This is a genomic window from Nitratidesulfovibrio sp. 1201_IL3209 (assembly GCF_036763125.1).
Classification (GTDB): domain Bacteria; phylum Desulfobacterota; class Desulfovibrionia; order Desulfovibrionales; family Desulfovibrionaceae; genus Cupidesulfovibrio.
Genome location: NZ_JBAIYT010000091.1, coordinates 1 through 379 on the forward strand (window position 1 = coordinate 1; position 379 = coordinate 379).

The 379-nt window shown below is 52.5% G+C and carries 1 rRNA gene; it reads right to left on the reverse strand.

Annotation, left to right across the window (positions count from 1 at the left end):
- Window positions 1-379: ribosomal RNA gene (locus tag V6B97_RS17180) — 23S ribosomal RNA — on the reverse strand; the annotation flags it as partial.

A 379-nucleotide genomic window follows, 5' to 3' on the forward strand; every position in this document is an offset into this window, starting at 1 on the left:
CGGCATTCGGAGTTTGAAAGGGTTTGGTAATCTGGTGAGACCCCTAGCCCTGTCAGTGCTCTACCTCCGCAAGACAATGTCCCGAGGCTATACCTCAATATATTTCGGGGAGAACCAGCTATCACCGAGTTTGATTGGCCTTTCACCCCTATCCACAAGTCATCCAAAACGTTTTCAGCCGTTACTGGTTCGGTCCTCCACACGGTTTTACCCGTGCTTCAACCTGCTCATGGATAGATCACCCGGTTTCGGGTCTACTCCGCCCAACTTAGCGCCCTTGTCAGACTTGCTTTCGCTACGGCTCCGCTTGCGCTTAACCTTGCTGGACAGAGTAACTCGCTGACTCATTATGCAAAAGGCACGCGGTCACACCTCAAGG